This window comes from Pseudomonas sp. GW531-T4 (genome assembly GCF_017349615.1).
Classification (GTDB): domain Bacteria; phylum Pseudomonadota; class Gammaproteobacteria; order Pseudomonadales; family Pseudomonadaceae; genus Aquipseudomonas; species Aquipseudomonas chlororaphis_I.
This window is the reverse complement of the sequence record NZ_JACMZT010000027.1, coordinates 25268-39415: the sequence shown is the minus strand read 5'-3', so window position 1 is coordinate 39415 and position 14148 is coordinate 25268. Positions and strand designations below refer to the sequence as shown.

At 62.0% G+C, this 14148-nt stretch carries 14 protein-coding genes; 12 read left to right on the top strand and 2 right to left on the bottom strand.

The window, feature by feature from the left end; translation table 11 throughout:
• The first annotated feature begins 84 nt into the window (after positions 1-84).
• The 7 genes from J4D28_RS20515 (at position 85) to J4D28_RS20485 (ending at position 7476) form a co-directional block, all read left to right on the top strand.
• On the top strand, positions 85-375 hold the full coding sequence (locus tag J4D28_RS20515) for a cytochrome c5 family protein (protein WP_009041528.1): 291 nt from the start codon (positions 85-87) through the stop codon (positions 373-375).
• A gap of 45 nt (positions 376-420) precedes the next feature.
• Positions 421-1026, top strand: coding sequence for a cytochrome c (locus tag J4D28_RS20510; RefSeq protein WP_009041529.1), 606 nt, complete (start codon positions 421-423; stop codon positions 1024-1026).
• A 195-nt stretch (positions 1027-1221) separates the two neighbouring features.
• Entirely contained in the window at positions 1222-1851 is a 630-nt protein-coding gene (locus tag J4D28_RS20505; protein WP_009041530.1) for a thiol:disulfide interchange protein DsbA/DsbL, read from the top strand.
• 13 nt (positions 1852-1864) lie between these two features.
• The gene (locus tag J4D28_RS20500) at positions 1865-2743 is read left to right on the top strand and encodes an endonuclease/exonuclease/phosphatase family protein (protein WP_009046282.1); all 879 of its coding nucleotides are present in this window, start codon (positions 1865-1867) and stop codon (positions 2741-2743) included.
• Positions 2740-4896, top strand: coding sequence for a GGDEF domain-containing protein (locus J4D28_RS20495; protein WP_103330780.1), 2157 nt, complete (start codon positions 2740-2742; stop codon positions 4894-4896). The genes J4D28_RS20500 and J4D28_RS20495 overlap by 4 nt, the downstream gene beginning before the upstream one ends.
• Positions 4897-5001: 105 nt before the next feature.
• Positions 5002-5781: an N-acetylmuramoyl-L-alanine amidase gene (locus J4D28_RS20490; protein WP_009046284.1), complete on the top strand. Its 780-nt coding sequence runs from the start codon at positions 5002-5004 to the stop codon at positions 5779-5781.
• Between the two features lie 72 nt (positions 5782-5853).
• On the top strand, positions 5854-7476 hold the full coding sequence (locus J4D28_RS20485) for an EAL domain-containing protein (protein ID WP_081001194.1): 1623 nt from the start codon (positions 5854-5856) through the stop codon (positions 7474-7476).
• Between the two features lie 3 nt (positions 7477-7479).
• Here the strand turns inward: J4D28_RS20485 and J4D28_RS20480 are convergent, their stop codons facing one another.
• Together J4D28_RS20480 and algB are read right to left on the bottom strand one after the other, a co-directional pair.
• Positions 7480-9267: a KinB sensor domain-containing domain gene (locus J4D28_RS20480; protein WP_009046286.1), complete on the bottom strand. Its 1788-nt coding sequence runs from the start codon at positions 9265-9267 to the stop codon at positions 7480-7482.
• Positions 9268-9277: 10 nt separating this feature from the next.
• Positions 9278-10624, bottom strand: a complete 1347-nt coding sequence (gene algB, locus J4D28_RS20475) for a sigma-54-dependent response regulator transcription factor AlgB (RefSeq protein WP_009046287.1) — start codon at positions 10622-10624, stop codon at positions 9278-9280.
• Positions 10625-10906: 282 nt separating this feature from the next.
• Between algB and J4D28_RS30475 the strand changes: the two genes are divergently transcribed.
• From J4D28_RS30475 to gltP, 5 genes are all read left to right on the top strand, one after another.
• Positions 10907-11041 (top strand): hypothetical protein, encoded by a 135-nt coding sequence (locus J4D28_RS30475; protein ID WP_256587560.1) that lies wholly within the window; start codon positions 10907-10909, stop codon positions 11039-11041.
• 31 nt (positions 11042-11072) lie between these two features.
• A complete protein-coding gene (locus J4D28_RS20470; RefSeq protein ID WP_009046288.1) occupies positions 11073-11360 on the top strand; it encodes a hypothetical protein in 288 nt (95 codons plus the stop codon).
• 71 nt (positions 11361-11431) lie between these two features.
• The gene (locus J4D28_RS20465; RefSeq protein ID WP_003177151.1) at positions 11432-11596 is read left to right on the top strand and encodes a DUF1328 domain-containing protein; all 165 of its coding nucleotides are present in this window, start codon (positions 11432-11434) and stop codon (positions 11594-11596) included.
• Positions 11597-11598: 2 nt separating this feature from the next.
• Entirely contained in the window at positions 11599-12063 is a 465-nt protein-coding gene (locus J4D28_RS20460; protein WP_103330779.1) for an inhibitor of vertebrate lysozyme family protein, read from the top strand.
• Positions 12064-12801: 738 nt separating this feature from the next.
• Complete coding sequence (gltP, locus tag J4D28_RS20455) at positions 12802-14133, top strand: glutamate/aspartate:proton symporter GltP (protein WP_007924276.1); 1332 nt, start codon at positions 12802-12804, stop codon at positions 14131-14133.
• Positions 14134-14148: the final 15 nt, after the last annotated feature.

Sequence of the window (14148 nt, the reverse complement as noted above, 5' to 3'; positions counted from 1 at the left end):
AGCGTAGGATGAAGTTCACGAGAGCGATAGACCTTGATTGCGCATTAGAACGCAGCACGCTCTCAACCCTGAAAAGGTCGTTTTATGACGAAATGGCTGCTAGCTGCCGGCGTCCTGATACCGCTTTACAGCGCTCAGGCTACACAGGATCCGGAAGCTGTGTACAACCGTGTTTGTGGGGCTTGTCATTCCGGCCAACTACCAACGGCTCCCCGCAAGGGGGACCAGGGAGCTTGGGCGCCGAGGCTGGCGCAAGGTATGGAGACGCTGGTGCAACACGTGACCCAGGGTTTCAAGGCGATGCCGCCGCGTGGTTTGTGCATGGACTGCAGTGCCGAGGATTACCGAGCCATCATCCTTTGGATGAGCGAGTGATCCCGGTCCATAACTCTTAACCCTTAGCCGTAGTTGGATTAGCTGATGAACAAATTACTCGTGAGTCTGCTGTTGACCTTGGGCATCACAGGTGTCGCCCATGCTGCAGGCGACGCTGCTGCCGGTCAGGCGAAAGCCGCCGTATGTGGTGCTTGCCATGGTCCGGATGGGAACAGCATGGCGCCTAACTTTCCAAAGCTGGCGGGTCAGGGTGAGCGTTACCTGAACAAGCAGTTGCACGACATCAAGTCCGGCAAGCGCCAGGTGCTGGAAATGACCGGCCTGCTGACCAACCTGAGCGATCAGGACCTGGCCGACCTCTCCGCCTACTTCGCCAGCCAGAAAGGCAGCGTCGGCGCGGCAGACCCGAAAGTCGTGGCTCGCGGTGAAGAATTGTTCCGTGGCGGCAAGCTGGATCAAGGCATGCCTTCCTGCACCGGTTGCCACTCGCCAAATGGCACGGGTAACGCCGCCGCCGGCTTCCCGCACCTGGGTGGCCAGCACGCTCAGTACGTAGCCAAGCAGTTGACCGACTTCCGCGAAGGCAACCGCACCAACGACGGCGACACCATGATCATGCGCAGCATCGCCGCCAAGCTGAGCAACAAGGACATCGAAGCAGTATCCAGCTACATCCAGGGCCTGCACTGAGGCCGGCGATCATGTTGCGAAAGGGTCTATCTTGCGCAACGTTAATGATCGATTAATCTGTCGATGAAAGCATAAAGGGTGGCTCAGGCCGCCCTTTTTTATGGCGTCTGCCGCTACACTAGCGAACTCAAGCCCCGCCATGACCTGTCTGCGAACAGGCCGCGCGAGGCGACCTTACTTGTTCAGGAGTAAAGCATGCGTAATCTGATTCTCAGCGCCGCTCTCGTCACTGCCAGCCTGTTTGGCATGACCGCTCAAGCCGCCGAACCCCTTGAAGCCGGTAAACAATACGTAGAGCTGAGCAGCGCCGTTCCGGTTGCGGTGCCTGGCAAGATCGAAGTGGTCGAGCTGTTCTGGTATGGCTGCCCGCACTGCTACGCCTTCGAGCCGACCATCAACCCATGGGCTGAAAAACTGCCGGCCGACGTCAACTTCGTACGCATCCCGGCCATGTTCGGCGGTATCTGGAACGTTCACGGCCAACTGTTCATCACCCTGGAAGCCATGGGTGTCGAGCACAAGGTCCACAAAGCCGTATTCGAAGCCATCCATGGCGGCAAGAAACTCGCTTCCCCAGAGGAAATGGCCGAGTTCCTGGCCGGCGAAGGCGTCGACAAGGACAAGTTCCTGAGCACCTACAACTCGTTCGCCGTCAAAGGCAAGGTCGAGGACGCGAAGAAGAAGGCCCAGGCTTATCAGATCTCCGGCGTACCGACCATGGTCGTCAATGGCAAGTACCGCTTCGACCTGGGCACCGCCGGTGGTCCTGAAGGTGCCCTGAGCGTCGCCGACCAGCTGATCGCCAAAGAGCGGGCGGCCAAGTAAGCGAGCCCCTGCCATGCGACGTTGGGGTACGGAACGCATCGTTGGCCTGCATGACCCGCGGGTCAACGAGCACCATGTGGCGTCCTCCGGCCTGCCGGCAGACAGCCGTCTGCGGCTGCTCAGTTTCAATATCCAGGTCGGTATCAGTACCGAACGTTACCGGCATTACCTGACCCGTGGCTGGCAGCACCTGCTGCCGCACAACGGGCGCGCCGACAACCTGCAAAGGATCGGCGATCTGCTGGGCGACTTCGATCTGGTCGCCCTGCAGGAAGCCGATGGCGGCAGCCTGCGCTCGGGCTACGTCAATCAGGTCGAGCACCTGGCCCAGCTCGGCGCCTTCCCCTACTGGTACCAACAACTCAATCGCAACCTCGGTCGCCTGGCCCAGCACAGCAATGGTGTGCTCAGCCGCCTGCGACCCTGGGCGATCGAAGATCATCCGCTGCCAGGCCCCAAGGGGCGTGGTGCGATCCTTCTGCGCTTCGGCGATGGTCCCGAGGCGTTGGTGGTGGTGATGATGCACCTGGCCCTGGGCGCCCGTACGCGCACCCGGCAGCTGGCCTACATCCGCGAGATGATCGGCGGCTACAAGCATCAGGTGCTGATGGGCGACATGAACACCCATGCCAGCGATCTGCTGGAACATTCGCCGTTGCGCGACCTCGGTCTGCTGGCGCCGCAATTGGAAGCGACGTTCCCCAGCTGGCGCCCGCAACGCTGTCTTGATCATATTTTGCTCAGCTCCAGCCTGACGCTGGAGCGGGTCGAAGTCCTGGCCCAACCGATTTCCGATCACCTGCCGGTCGCGGTAGAGATTCGTCTGCCGGGTTCGCTCACGGCCGATGCATTGCCCGCGCTGAGTCCTGCCCCTCGCGGAACCCATGAATGAGCGACGACGCCCAGCGCTGGAAAGAGAAATACCTCAAAAGTATCGAACAACAGGAAAAACTCGAGCGACGCTGGAATGCCCGCCTCGACCTGCTTCGCCGTGGCCTGGTGCGCAGCACGCTGGCGGCCGAAGGGACTGATCGCGCCGTCGACCAGTGCATGAAGGAAATGCGCGAGGTGGTGCGCACCGACGATATGGACGCGGCCTTGGCGGCCCTGTTGCCACGCCTGGAAAAAGCCGTGCTGGACTCCGAGCAGCGTCGCGAGACGCGCATCGAGCAAATGAGCACGGCCCTGACTTCGCTGGTCAGCCAGTTGCAGAAGCTGCCGTTGCCCCGCGAGGTGAGTCGGCCGCTGAAAAACTTCGCCAAGCAGCTGGATGGTCGCGTCGGCCAGGCCCGGGAAATCCCACTGTTGCTGGGCGAACTGAGCGGCCTGCAAGGCAAGGCGCTGAGCCAGTTGGAGAGCCCCCCGGAGCCGAGCCGCCCAGGTTTGCTGCAGCGCTTGTTTGGTGGTCGTGACGCTGACGAAGCGCCTGCGGCGTCCGCGGCTGAGACGCCTGCGGTGGTGGCAGCCCCCGCTATGGAGCAGCCGCTGGCAACGGCTGAAAGAGTTGACACGCCCCCGCCCCCGCCTCGGGTCGAAGTCGCGCCCGCACGGCCGTCCGAAACCCTGGAGCCGGTGCCCCCGCCTGTGGTCGAGAAGCCCGCTGCTGTCAGCCAGCCGCCCGAGCCACAGCCGCAAGCGCTGCCCGAGGTAACCACGGCAGTCCAGGTCGAGGCCTTTGTGCCGCCGGTGCTGGAGTCGGAGAAACCCATCGCCGTCGAGCCGGCACCGCCGATGCCGGATTCGCAGGAAGCGCCGCTGCCAGTTGTGCCTGGCCCCGTCGAAGCACCGCTGTCCGTGCAGTCGCCGACTGTCGAGGCTCCGGTTGTTCTTTCCAACCCGGACGAATTGATCGTTGCCGCACCCGCCGAGGCGACCCCGGCGCCAGTGCTGCTTGACCGCTTGCCATTGCCGGCGGCCATGGCCGAGGCGCTGGCGGCGGTCGATCCGCAGCAGGCCGAGCAGGATGTGCTGTACGCCCTGCCCGACTCGCCGGAGCCGTCCTACAGTTCGGTGGCCAAGCACATCGAACATACCCTGCTCGGCCTGCTGGACGACTTGAGCCTGCCCGAGCGTCACCGGCCGCAAGCCGAGTCCATGCGCGATCGCTTGCAACATGGATTGAACTGGTACGAATTGCTGCCGATCCTCGACGATCTGGCAGTGTTGATGCTGGCGATCACCGACAGTGGCCAGCATGAGTTCGAGGCTTATCTCAAGCAGCTCAACGAGCGCCTGGAATCCTTCCAGAGCAACCTGCAGGCCGCCAGCGAAGGCCATGCCGACAGCAGTTCCGCGGCGCGGGAGATGGACACGCAGATTCGCGAGCAGGTCGATGGTCTGCAAAGCAGCGTTCAGGAGGCGGCGGATCTGGACGACCTCAAGCAGGTCCTGGAAAGCCACCTGGAAGGCCTGCTCGGCACCATGGACCATCACCAGAAGCAGCGTGACGAGCGCGAGAAGGAAGTGGCCGCGCGCCTGCAGAGCCTGGCCGAGCGGGTGTCGAGCATGGAGCAGGAAGCCCAGGGCTACCGCGAGCACCTGGAAGAACAGCGGCAGAAAGCGTTGATCGACCCCCTCACCGGCCTGCCCAATCGCGCGGCCTGGAGCGAGCGCCTGGAGCATGAAGTGGCGCAGTGGCAGCAGCACGGCAACACCTTGTTGCTGGCGATGCTCGACCTCGACCACTTCAAGCGCATCAACGACAACTACGGTCACCTGGCCGGCGACAAGGTGTTGAAGATCATCGCCGGCGTGCTGCGCAAGCGCCTGCGCGGCAGTGATTTCATCGCCCGTTTCGGCGGTGAAGAGTTCGTCCTGCTGATACCCAATACCTCATGGCCGGTCGGGGCGCGCCTGGCGGAAACCTTGCGGGCGGCCATCGAAGCCTGTCCGTTCCACTTCAAGGGCGAGCGCGTGACCATCACCATGTCCATCGGCATGAGTGCCTTCAAGCCGGGAGAACGCAGCGATCTGGTGCTCAAAAGAGCCGATCAGGCGCTCTATCGGGCCAAGGAGGCGGGGCGCAACCGGGTGGAACTGGGTTGAGGCATAATTTGTTCCATTTTGTATAAAACGGTGTTTTTGCCGGTTTTCCGCAAAGGCAGTACGTTACACTGTTGCATTATTTTCTCCAGCGTACTGCCTTCCACCATGAAAGTTCTTGTCCTCGCCTTGTCCCTTCTGTTGCTGGCCGGTTGCGCCAGCGGTCCGCGTTTCGATACCAGCCACCCTTCGGTCAACTTCGATGAGCGGGTGCAATTCGTGGTGGTGCATTACACCTCGGCCTCGATGGAGCGCTCCCTGCAACTGCTGACCCATGGCCAGGTCAGCAGCCACTACCTGATCGGCGACGACAAGGCGGCGACCATCTACAAACTGGTGGACGAGCAGTACCGCGCCTGGCACGCCGGCGAGAGCCAGTGGCAAGGCCGTACCTGGCTGAACTCCAGCTCCATCGGGATCGAGATCGTCAACCCGGGCTTTCGCGACCTACCCACCGGACGTGTCTGGTACCCCTACAGCGAAGCGCAGGTCCAGAGCCTGATCGTGCTGCTCAAGGACATCAGCAAGCGCAACAACATCGCGCCACAACACATCATCGGCCACAGCGATATCGCCCCCCTGCGCAAGCTCGACCCGGGCCCGTTGTTCCCCTGGAAGCGTCTGGCCGAAGCCGGGTTGGGCCGCTGGCCGAACGCCCAGGCGGTGGCGCGCCAGGAGGCGTTCTTTGCCGCGCAGTTGCCGAGCATCGCCTGGTTCCAGCAAGGCCTGGCGCGTCTTGGCTATGAGACGCCGCAGACTGGCGAACTGGATGTGGCGACCCGTCACGTGCTGGCCGCGTTCCAGATGCATTACCGGCCGTCGCGTTTCGACGGCCAGCCGGATGCGCAAAGCGCTGCGATCCTGCAGGTTCTCAACCAGACAAAATAATGACGCCCGCCCGACGGTCAGGGCTTTTTCTCAATCAGTAGCTATAACTCATTGGTAACCCTCGGATATCCAATGATGCTGGCCGCCCGCGAACCCCTGCGCAGTTGGTTCTATCGCCCCTGGCTGTTGGCGACGTGCGCGGCTGTATTGAGTGCGGTATTGCTGCTGGCGGCGAGCCTGGGCATTGCGATGCACGAGGCGCAACTGCGCGAAAGCGAGCAGATGAATGCCCAGGGCCAGCGCTTTCTCGAGCGCCTGGAGCAACTGTTCGGCCAGCTGCGCGAAGGCCTGGACGTGCTCGAGGCGCAGCCCCTGCGCGAATGCAGCCCCGAGATGGTCGCGACCCTGCAGCAGATCAGTTTCAGTTATCGCTTCATTTATGAAGCGGCCTACATCGATGCTGCCCAGGCCTGCACCAACTGGCCACGCCAGGACAACCTGGCCGTGATGCGGCCGCCGGATATCAGCGGCCCGACCTACAACTACTGGCTGAACACCTCCACCGAACCCAACGAAAACCGCGCGGCGCTGATGCTCGGGCGCGGCAACTTTCGCGTGGCAACGTCTCGCGGGCATCTGACCGATATGGTCGATCTACCCGCCAACAGCAGCCTGATGGTGGTTCTCGACCATGGCTTGCGGGCCATCCCGGTGCTGGGGCCGGCGCTGGAATGGCCGCCGACCGAGCCGTGGCCGCCCGCGGGGCGCAGCCCGTTGCTGGTGACCCAGGACCAGTTGATCTACCGGATGCCCACCCGCAATCCGGAGTATCAGCTGGTACTCGTCACCCCCCGCACCAACATGCAGCGAGAAATGTTCGAGGGGTGGTGGTGGCTGCTGCCCAGCAGCCTGGCATTGGCGATCTTCATCGGCGGCCTGGCCTTTCAACTGGCTGGGCAGCGCCAGTCCCTGGGCGCCGAATTGCAAGGGGCGCTGCGCCGTGGCGAGCTGCAGGTGCTGTATCAGCCCATCTTCGATCTACGAACGCGCCAGTGTGTCGGCGCCGAGGCTCTGCTGCGCTGGCGCCGTCCGGACGGCACCCTGACCAGTCCGGAGCTGTTCATTCCCATGGCGGAGAACACCGGGCAGATCCGCCCCATCACCGATTTTGTCCTGCAACGCCTGCTCGAGCAGTTGGGGCATCTGTTGCGGGCCAACCCGCAGCTGTACATCTCGGTCAACCTGGCGGCCTGCGATGTCATGGTGCCGCGGATCGGCAAGGTGATGGCGCGCCTGCTGGCGCTGCATCGGGTGGCGGCGCGGCAGATCGCCTTCGAAGTCACCGAGCGCGGGCTGATCGATGTGGTGGTCGCCCGGCATAACCTGCAAGCCTTGCGGGACGTTGGCCATCAGGTGCTGATCGACGACTTCGGCACGGGGTATTGCAGCCTGGCCTACCTGCAGACCCTGCCGGTGGATTACCTGAAGATCGACAAGGCATTCATCGATGCCCTGGGGCATGACGCCGCCAGCAGCGGCGTCGCCCCGCACATCATTCGCATGGCCCATGCCCTGGAGCTCAAGGTGATTGCCGAGGGCATCGAATTCGAGGATCAGGCGTTGCTGCTGAGCAGCGAGGGCGTGCGTTTTGGCCAGGGCTGGCTGTTTGCCCATGCGCTGAGCGCAGTGCAGTTCATCGACCTGATTACCCGCGGACGCCGCCTGGGCCCGCGGCGTCTGGACGACGAGGTCTAGCCCCTAAAGAGGCAAGGCCAGATAGAACTGGGTCCCCTGCCCGGGCCGCGAATAGACACCCATGCGTCCGCCGTGCAGTTGCACGATTTCCTTGCACAGCGCCAGGCCCAGGCCGGCCCCGCCTTTCTTGCGCCCGACCTGGACGAAGGGTTCGAAAATCCGTCCCTGTTGCCCGTAGGCGATGCCTTCGCCGTTGTCTTCGACGCTGATGATGACCCGCTCGCCATGCCGACGCGCCTGCAAGCGAATCAACCCACCCTTGGCGGTATGCCGCAGGGCATTGTCGATCAGGTTGTCCAGCACCCGTTCCAGTTGCATGCGGTCGGCATGCAGCCGCGGCAGCGGCTCCTGCAGTTCCACCAGCAGCTCGATGCCCTGCGCCGTGGCAGCGCCGATGAAGCGGTTGCGCGCCTGCTCCAGCAACTCTTCGAGGGAGCAGGGTGCCAGGGTGAGTTTCTGCAGGCCGTTCTGATAGCGCGAGAAGTTCAGCAGGTCGTTGATCAGTTGCATCAGGCGCTGCATTTCTTCGTTGACGGTGTTCAGCAGGTCGGCTTCGCGGGAGTCCTCAGGGAAGCGCAGGCGTTCCTGCAGCAGGCCGAACGCCATGTGCATGCCGGTGACCGGGGTGCGCAATTCATGTGAGGCGCGCAGCACGAATTCGCTGCGCACGCGCTCGAAGGCCCGCTGCTCGGTGACGTCGTGCAGCACCATCACCGCGCCGAGGATATGCCCCTGGGGATGGCTGACCGGGGTCAGGCTGTACGTCAGCAGGCGCGATTCGCCATCGACCTCGATGCTCAGGTCCTCCGGCGGCCGTTCCAGGCTGCCGCCGCGCAGTACCAGTTGCAGCTGCTCGTCCAGCTCCGGTCGCTGCAGGGCGCTGCCCAGTCCTTGTCCAAGGCGTTCCTCGTCCCAGCCCAGCTGACGTTGCGCCACCGGGTTGAGGTGTTCCAGGTGACCCTGGCGGTCGATCATCAGCAAGCCGTCGTCGATGCTGTCGAGCACCGATTGCAGGCGCTGCTGGCCGGCGAGCAGTTCGTCGACATTGGTGGCCTGATGCTCGCGCAGGGCTTGGGCCATGATCCCGAAGCGCCGGGTCAGCAAGTTCATCTCGGCAGCCGAAGACAGGGGTAGGGTCACGTCGAAGTTGCCCTGGCCGATATTGTCGGCGGCCTTGGCCAGGGCTTCGATGGGGCCGCCAAAGCGCTGGGCGATGCCGTGGGCGGTGATGAAGCCGATGATCAGCACGGCCAGCCCGACGAGGCCGAGCAGGCCGGCGATCAGCAAGGCGCGATTGCGGGCCTGATGTTCGATGTCATTGATGTTGTCCAGGGCCTGCTTGTGTTCGCTGATCAAGCCATTGCGCAGGGTATTGAAGCGGTGGGTCAGTTCCGTATTGCCATTGACCCCTGCCGAGGTCCCGTCGGCACGCTCGAAGGCCTCGAAGAAGCTCTGGTAGTCGTCGCGTGCCTGGGTGAAGCCGTTGCGCACATTGTTTTGCCGTTCATGCTCGATGCCCTGGTCGAGCAGGGCCAGGTATTCCTGCCTGGAGTCGTCCAGCGCCGCCCGGTCAGGGTTGTGGTTGAGCATGATGATCAGTTGGTCGCCCAGGGTCTGGCGCAGCTTGAGCCCCAGGTCCAGGGTGATGAAGTTGTTGCGGATCAGCGCTTCCTGGGTCTTGGCCATCTGCATCACGCTGACCAGCCCGAGCAACAGGCCGAGCAGCGCCACGGTGATCAGCGCCGAGATGCTCAGAAACAGTCTCGTGCGCAGTTTCATCGCTAACTTCATGAGGTGCGGCTCACAGGTTGTACTGTTTGCGTTTGCGGTACAGCGTCGAGGCGTCGATACCGAGCGTCTTGGCGGCCTGGTCGAGAGTATCGCTGGTGGCCAGCACGGCGCCGATATGGGCTTTCTCCAGCTCGTCCAGGCTCAAGGCGGCGCCGATGCGTGGAGTGTTGTTGGTGGGTTGCTCGGCCATGCCCAGGTGGCTGATCTCCACTTTCTCCTGGGGGCAGATGATGCTGGCGCGTTCCACCACGTTGCGCAGCTCGCGGATATTGCCCGGCCAGCGGTAATTGAGCAGCGCTTCGCGGGCCTCGTCGCTGAAGCCTCGGGCGGGACGGGCGTATTCCTTGACGAAGCGTGCGAGGAAACGGTCGGCCAGGGTCAGGATGTCTTCGCTGCGTTCGCGCAGCGGCGGCAGGTGCAGGGTGATCACGTTCAGGCGGTACAGCAGGTCTTCACGAAAGCGGCCGTCGCGCACCATGTCCTCGAGGTTGAGGTTGGTCGCGGCGAGGATGCGCACGTCGGCGCGACGGGTCACCGGGTCGCCGACCCGCTCGTATTCCTTGTCCTGGATGAACCGCAGCAACTTGGGTTGCAGGGTCAGCGGGAAGTCGCCGATCTCGTCGAGGAACAGCGTGCCGCCATCGGCCTGGTTGACCCGGCCAAGGGTGCTTTCGCTGGCGCCGGTGAAGGCTCCGCGGCTGTGACCGAACAATTCGCTCTCCATCAGCTCGGCGTTCAGCGACGGGCAGTTGATGGTCACGCAGGATTTCTTGGCGCGCTTGCTCCAGCCGTGAATGGCCCGGGCCAGCTCGCCCTTGCCGGTGCCGGATTCGCCGAGGATCAGGATGTTGGCATCGGTGCCGGCGACCTGGCGGGCGGTTTCCAGCACCACTTTCATCGCCGGGCTGTGGGAGTCCAGGCCGTCCTTGGGTTTGCGCACTTCGCCTTCGAGGGCCTCCAGGCGCGCCGAGAGCTGGCGGACTTCCAGCTGCTTGGCGGTCGCCAGGCGCAGTTGGTCGGGGCTGCAGGGCTTGACCAGGTAGTCGGCGGCGCCGGCCTGGATCGCGTCCACCGCGGTGTCGACGGCCGAATGGGCAGTGACTATCACCACCCGCATCCAGGGGGCCTGGATGCGCATCTGGGCCAGCACGTCCAGGCCGTTGTCCTCGCCCAGGCGCAGGTCGAGGAAACACAGGTCGAACACCTGGCGTTGCAGCAAGGCCTCGGCCTGAGCGGCGCTATTGGCCGTGGCGACGGTATAGCCCTCGTCTTCCAGGCAATAACGGAAGGTACGCAGGATTGCGGACTCATCATCTACCAGAAGAATGCGGCCTTGATTTTCCGGTGCTGATTCCATGTCCGAGGCTCCTGAAGTGAGTGATCTTATTTAGTCCCGGAAAAATCGGGCAAGTTGCATGGTTAATTCTTATCGATTCCCAGGGGTGCAGGTTAGTCATCTCCGGGGTGTATTGCTAATCGATTGAAAATAATAGGTTTTTTATTGCTTTTAGGACTTCTCCGTAATTCTTTCCCGATTTCGTCACTGTACTCCTGCATTTTCAGCCGCGTTTTTTCCTCAAGTATCAGTCCAATCGTGCAATTCGCACGGTATCCAGGGCGGCATCGTGCAGGATGGCGTATGAAGATCTTCCTTGTTTGCTTTCAACTCATTGTTTTTATTGAATTTATTTCAATTCAAAAAACTGGCATGCAGGCTGCAACAGTCCGATCAGACTCGGCCGAACAAGCTGCAAGCGCAGCCACAAGCGCTTGAGAACAATGACCCGCGTGGGAGGAGCCTCCGGATGAAACGCCAACGTCTCGCCCAATTGTCTGTTTCGCCCCTGCACCTGCAGCAGGGATTGTTCGCCAGCCTGGCATTGCTGGTGACCTTGATTGGCGGTCAGCAGTTTTCACGTTGGGAGCAGAGCCAGCAGCAAGAGGCTGTGAGGTTGCCGGTTTATCACACCACCCAAACCCACTTCAGTGCAGTCAGCACTCGGTTTGCCGATTCCGCCCCGCTGCATCTGATGGACGTCGACCAGGCTCAGCCTGCCACCGACACGGCTTATCAGGAGCGCTGGGTGTTCTAGGCAGGACAGCCGGTACGCAACTGCGGGCCGGCTAAGCAGTACCTCTAAATAGAAGCGTAAGGAGAATGACCATGTTGAGCTGGGCAATCACATTCCTGATCATTGCCATCATCGCCGCGGTACTGGGCTTCGGTGGTATCGCGGGCACCGCCACGGGTATCGCCAAGATTCTCTTTGTCGTTTTCCTGGTGATGTTCATTGCTTCCTTCTTCTTTGGCCGTCGTGGTCGAGGTTGAACATGAGCGTTTCTTTGAAAGCATTGGCCGCCGCCCTGTTACTGGGCGGCGCGGCCACGGCGATGGCAGCCAACGACGGTCAGACCCGGGTCAACGAGTTGTTGAACAGCGACCCGCAATATCGCGAAACCTGGCAGGACGTCGTCGAAAAGGAAGAGCGCCTGCCGGAGTGGGTGATGAACCTGTCCGGTGATGCGCAGCAGATGAATGCGCTGGAAGAAGACGGCGACAACTACCTGGTCGGTCCGCTTTGCGAAACCCGCGATACCTGTCGCAACCAGCGCCTGATCGTGGCGTTCAGTTTCGACAAGAAACACGCCTACGCCATGTTGGTCGAAGTGCCGGCGGGCCTGCCCGCGGACAAGTCGCCGACCCGCCATGCCGAATACCGTTTTCTCGGCAAGCCGGACGCTGGCATGCAGGGCTTGCTCAGGGAACAGCTGAAAAAGGACCCGAACTGGTACTGAGTTTGCGGTTCGAAAGCTTCGATCATGGAAGGCGAGTGTCCAGCGGGCCTTGCTTTCCGTTGCACCGCCCCGAGGAGGGGCAGCGCATGACCAGGGGGCCGGGACGTTCTGATCGAAACCGGATCGGAGTGACCTAGGGGGACAGGGAGTGCCTCCGCGAGGGCCGGGTCAGGAAAAACTGCGGCGCAAGCTCGCAAGCCGCTCAGGCTTGACGACTTGCGTCGTGTTTGAATGCCACAAACCTTTGTGGCAGAGCGGTGCCTGCTTTTTCAGGCAGGGGTTCGCGACAAATATTCCGAGTTGCCTGGCCTAACCGTTTCACGGTGTTTCTTTGCGACCGTACATCGAGAAACTTTTGCCTTTTTCCAGACGGGATTTCTGGTTCTAACGTAAGAACTTTCCCTTCTTTCGAAGGTCATTCCGAACCCTTCCAAAAACCCTGAATGCCGCCTGAAATGGCCGTTTCACGGTAGATGGCCAGGCCGAAATGTCGCATTCGAACCGGTTGGGACGCCCGTTTCGTTTAGAAAAACTCATGCCGATTCGGCATAGGGTAGGCGTTTACGGCATTAGACGCGCCCCCCTTGCGTCGGAATAGTTGCGCCTTTTTTCGCCTGCAGAGAGCCGTAAATGCTCGCTCGGGGTGACCTTATACGGGGGCCGATGCACAGACTTTTCCGCCATTGAGCGTTCCAGTTCGCGCATCAGCCCGAGTCCAACTGAAGTAAGGGTAATGATATGAAGAAGGCAAAACTAAGCCTCGCCTGGCAGATCCTCATCGGTCTGGTGCTGGGGATTGCAATTGGTGCGCTGCTCAACCATTTCAGTGCCGAAAAAGCCTGGTGGATCAGCAACGTCCTGCAACCTGCGGGCGATATCTTTATCCGCTTGATCAAGATGATCGTGATCCCGATCGTGATTTCCTCGCTGATCGTCGGTATCGCCGGCGTGGGCGACGCGAAGAAACTCGGGCGTATCGGCCTGAAGACCATCATCTACTTCGAAATCGTTACCACCATCGCGATCCTGGTCGGCCTGGTGCTGGCCAACGTGTTCCACCCGGGCGCCGGCATCGACATGAGCACCCTGGGTACCGTGGATATTTCCAAGTACCAGGCGACCGCCGCCGAGGTACAGCATGAACACGCGTTCATCGAAACCATCCTCAACCTGATCCCATCGAACATCTTCGCGGCCATGGCCCGCGGCGAGATGCTGCCGATCATCTTCTTCTCGGTGCTGTTCGGCCTCGGTCTGTCGAGCCTGCAGGCCGACCTGCGCGAGCCGCTGGTGAAGATGTTCCAGGGCGTCTCGGAAAGCATGTTCAAAGTCACCCACATGATCATGAACTACGCCCCGATCGGCGTATTCGCCCTGATCGCGGTGACCGTGGCCAACTTCGGTTTCGCCTCCCTGCTGCCGCTGGCCAAGCTGGTGATCCTGGTTTACGTGGCCATCGCCTTCTTCGCCTTCGTGGTCCTGGGCCTGATCGCTCGCCTGTTCGGCTTCTCGGTGATCAAGCTGATGCGCATCTTCAAGGATGAGCTGGTGCTGGCCTACTCCACCGCAAGCTCCGAAACCGTGCTGCCGCGGGTGATCGAGAAGATGGAAGCCTACGGTGCGCCGAAAGCCATCTGCAGTTTCGTGGTGCCGACCGGTTACTCGTTCAACCTCGACGGCTCGACCCTGTACCAGAGCATCGCGGCGATCTTCATCGCGCAGCTGTACGGCATCGACCTGTCGATCAGCCAGCAACTGCTGTTGGTCCTGACCCTGATGGTCACCTCCAAAGGCATCGCCGGCGTACCGGGCGTGTCCTTCGTGGTCCTGCTGGCGACCCTGGGCAGCGTGGGCATTCCGCTGGAAGGCCTGGCCTTCATCGCCGGTGTCGACCGCATCATGGACATGGCCCGTACTGCCCTGAACGTGATTGGCAACGCCCTGGCGGTACTGGTCATCGCTCGTTGGGAAGGCATGTACGACGACGCCAAGGGCCAGCGCTACTGGAACTCCCTGCCGCACTGGCGCAGCAAGGAGCCGCTGCCAGCCGGTGAAGTCACCAAAGGCTGATACCTGTAGCCGCTG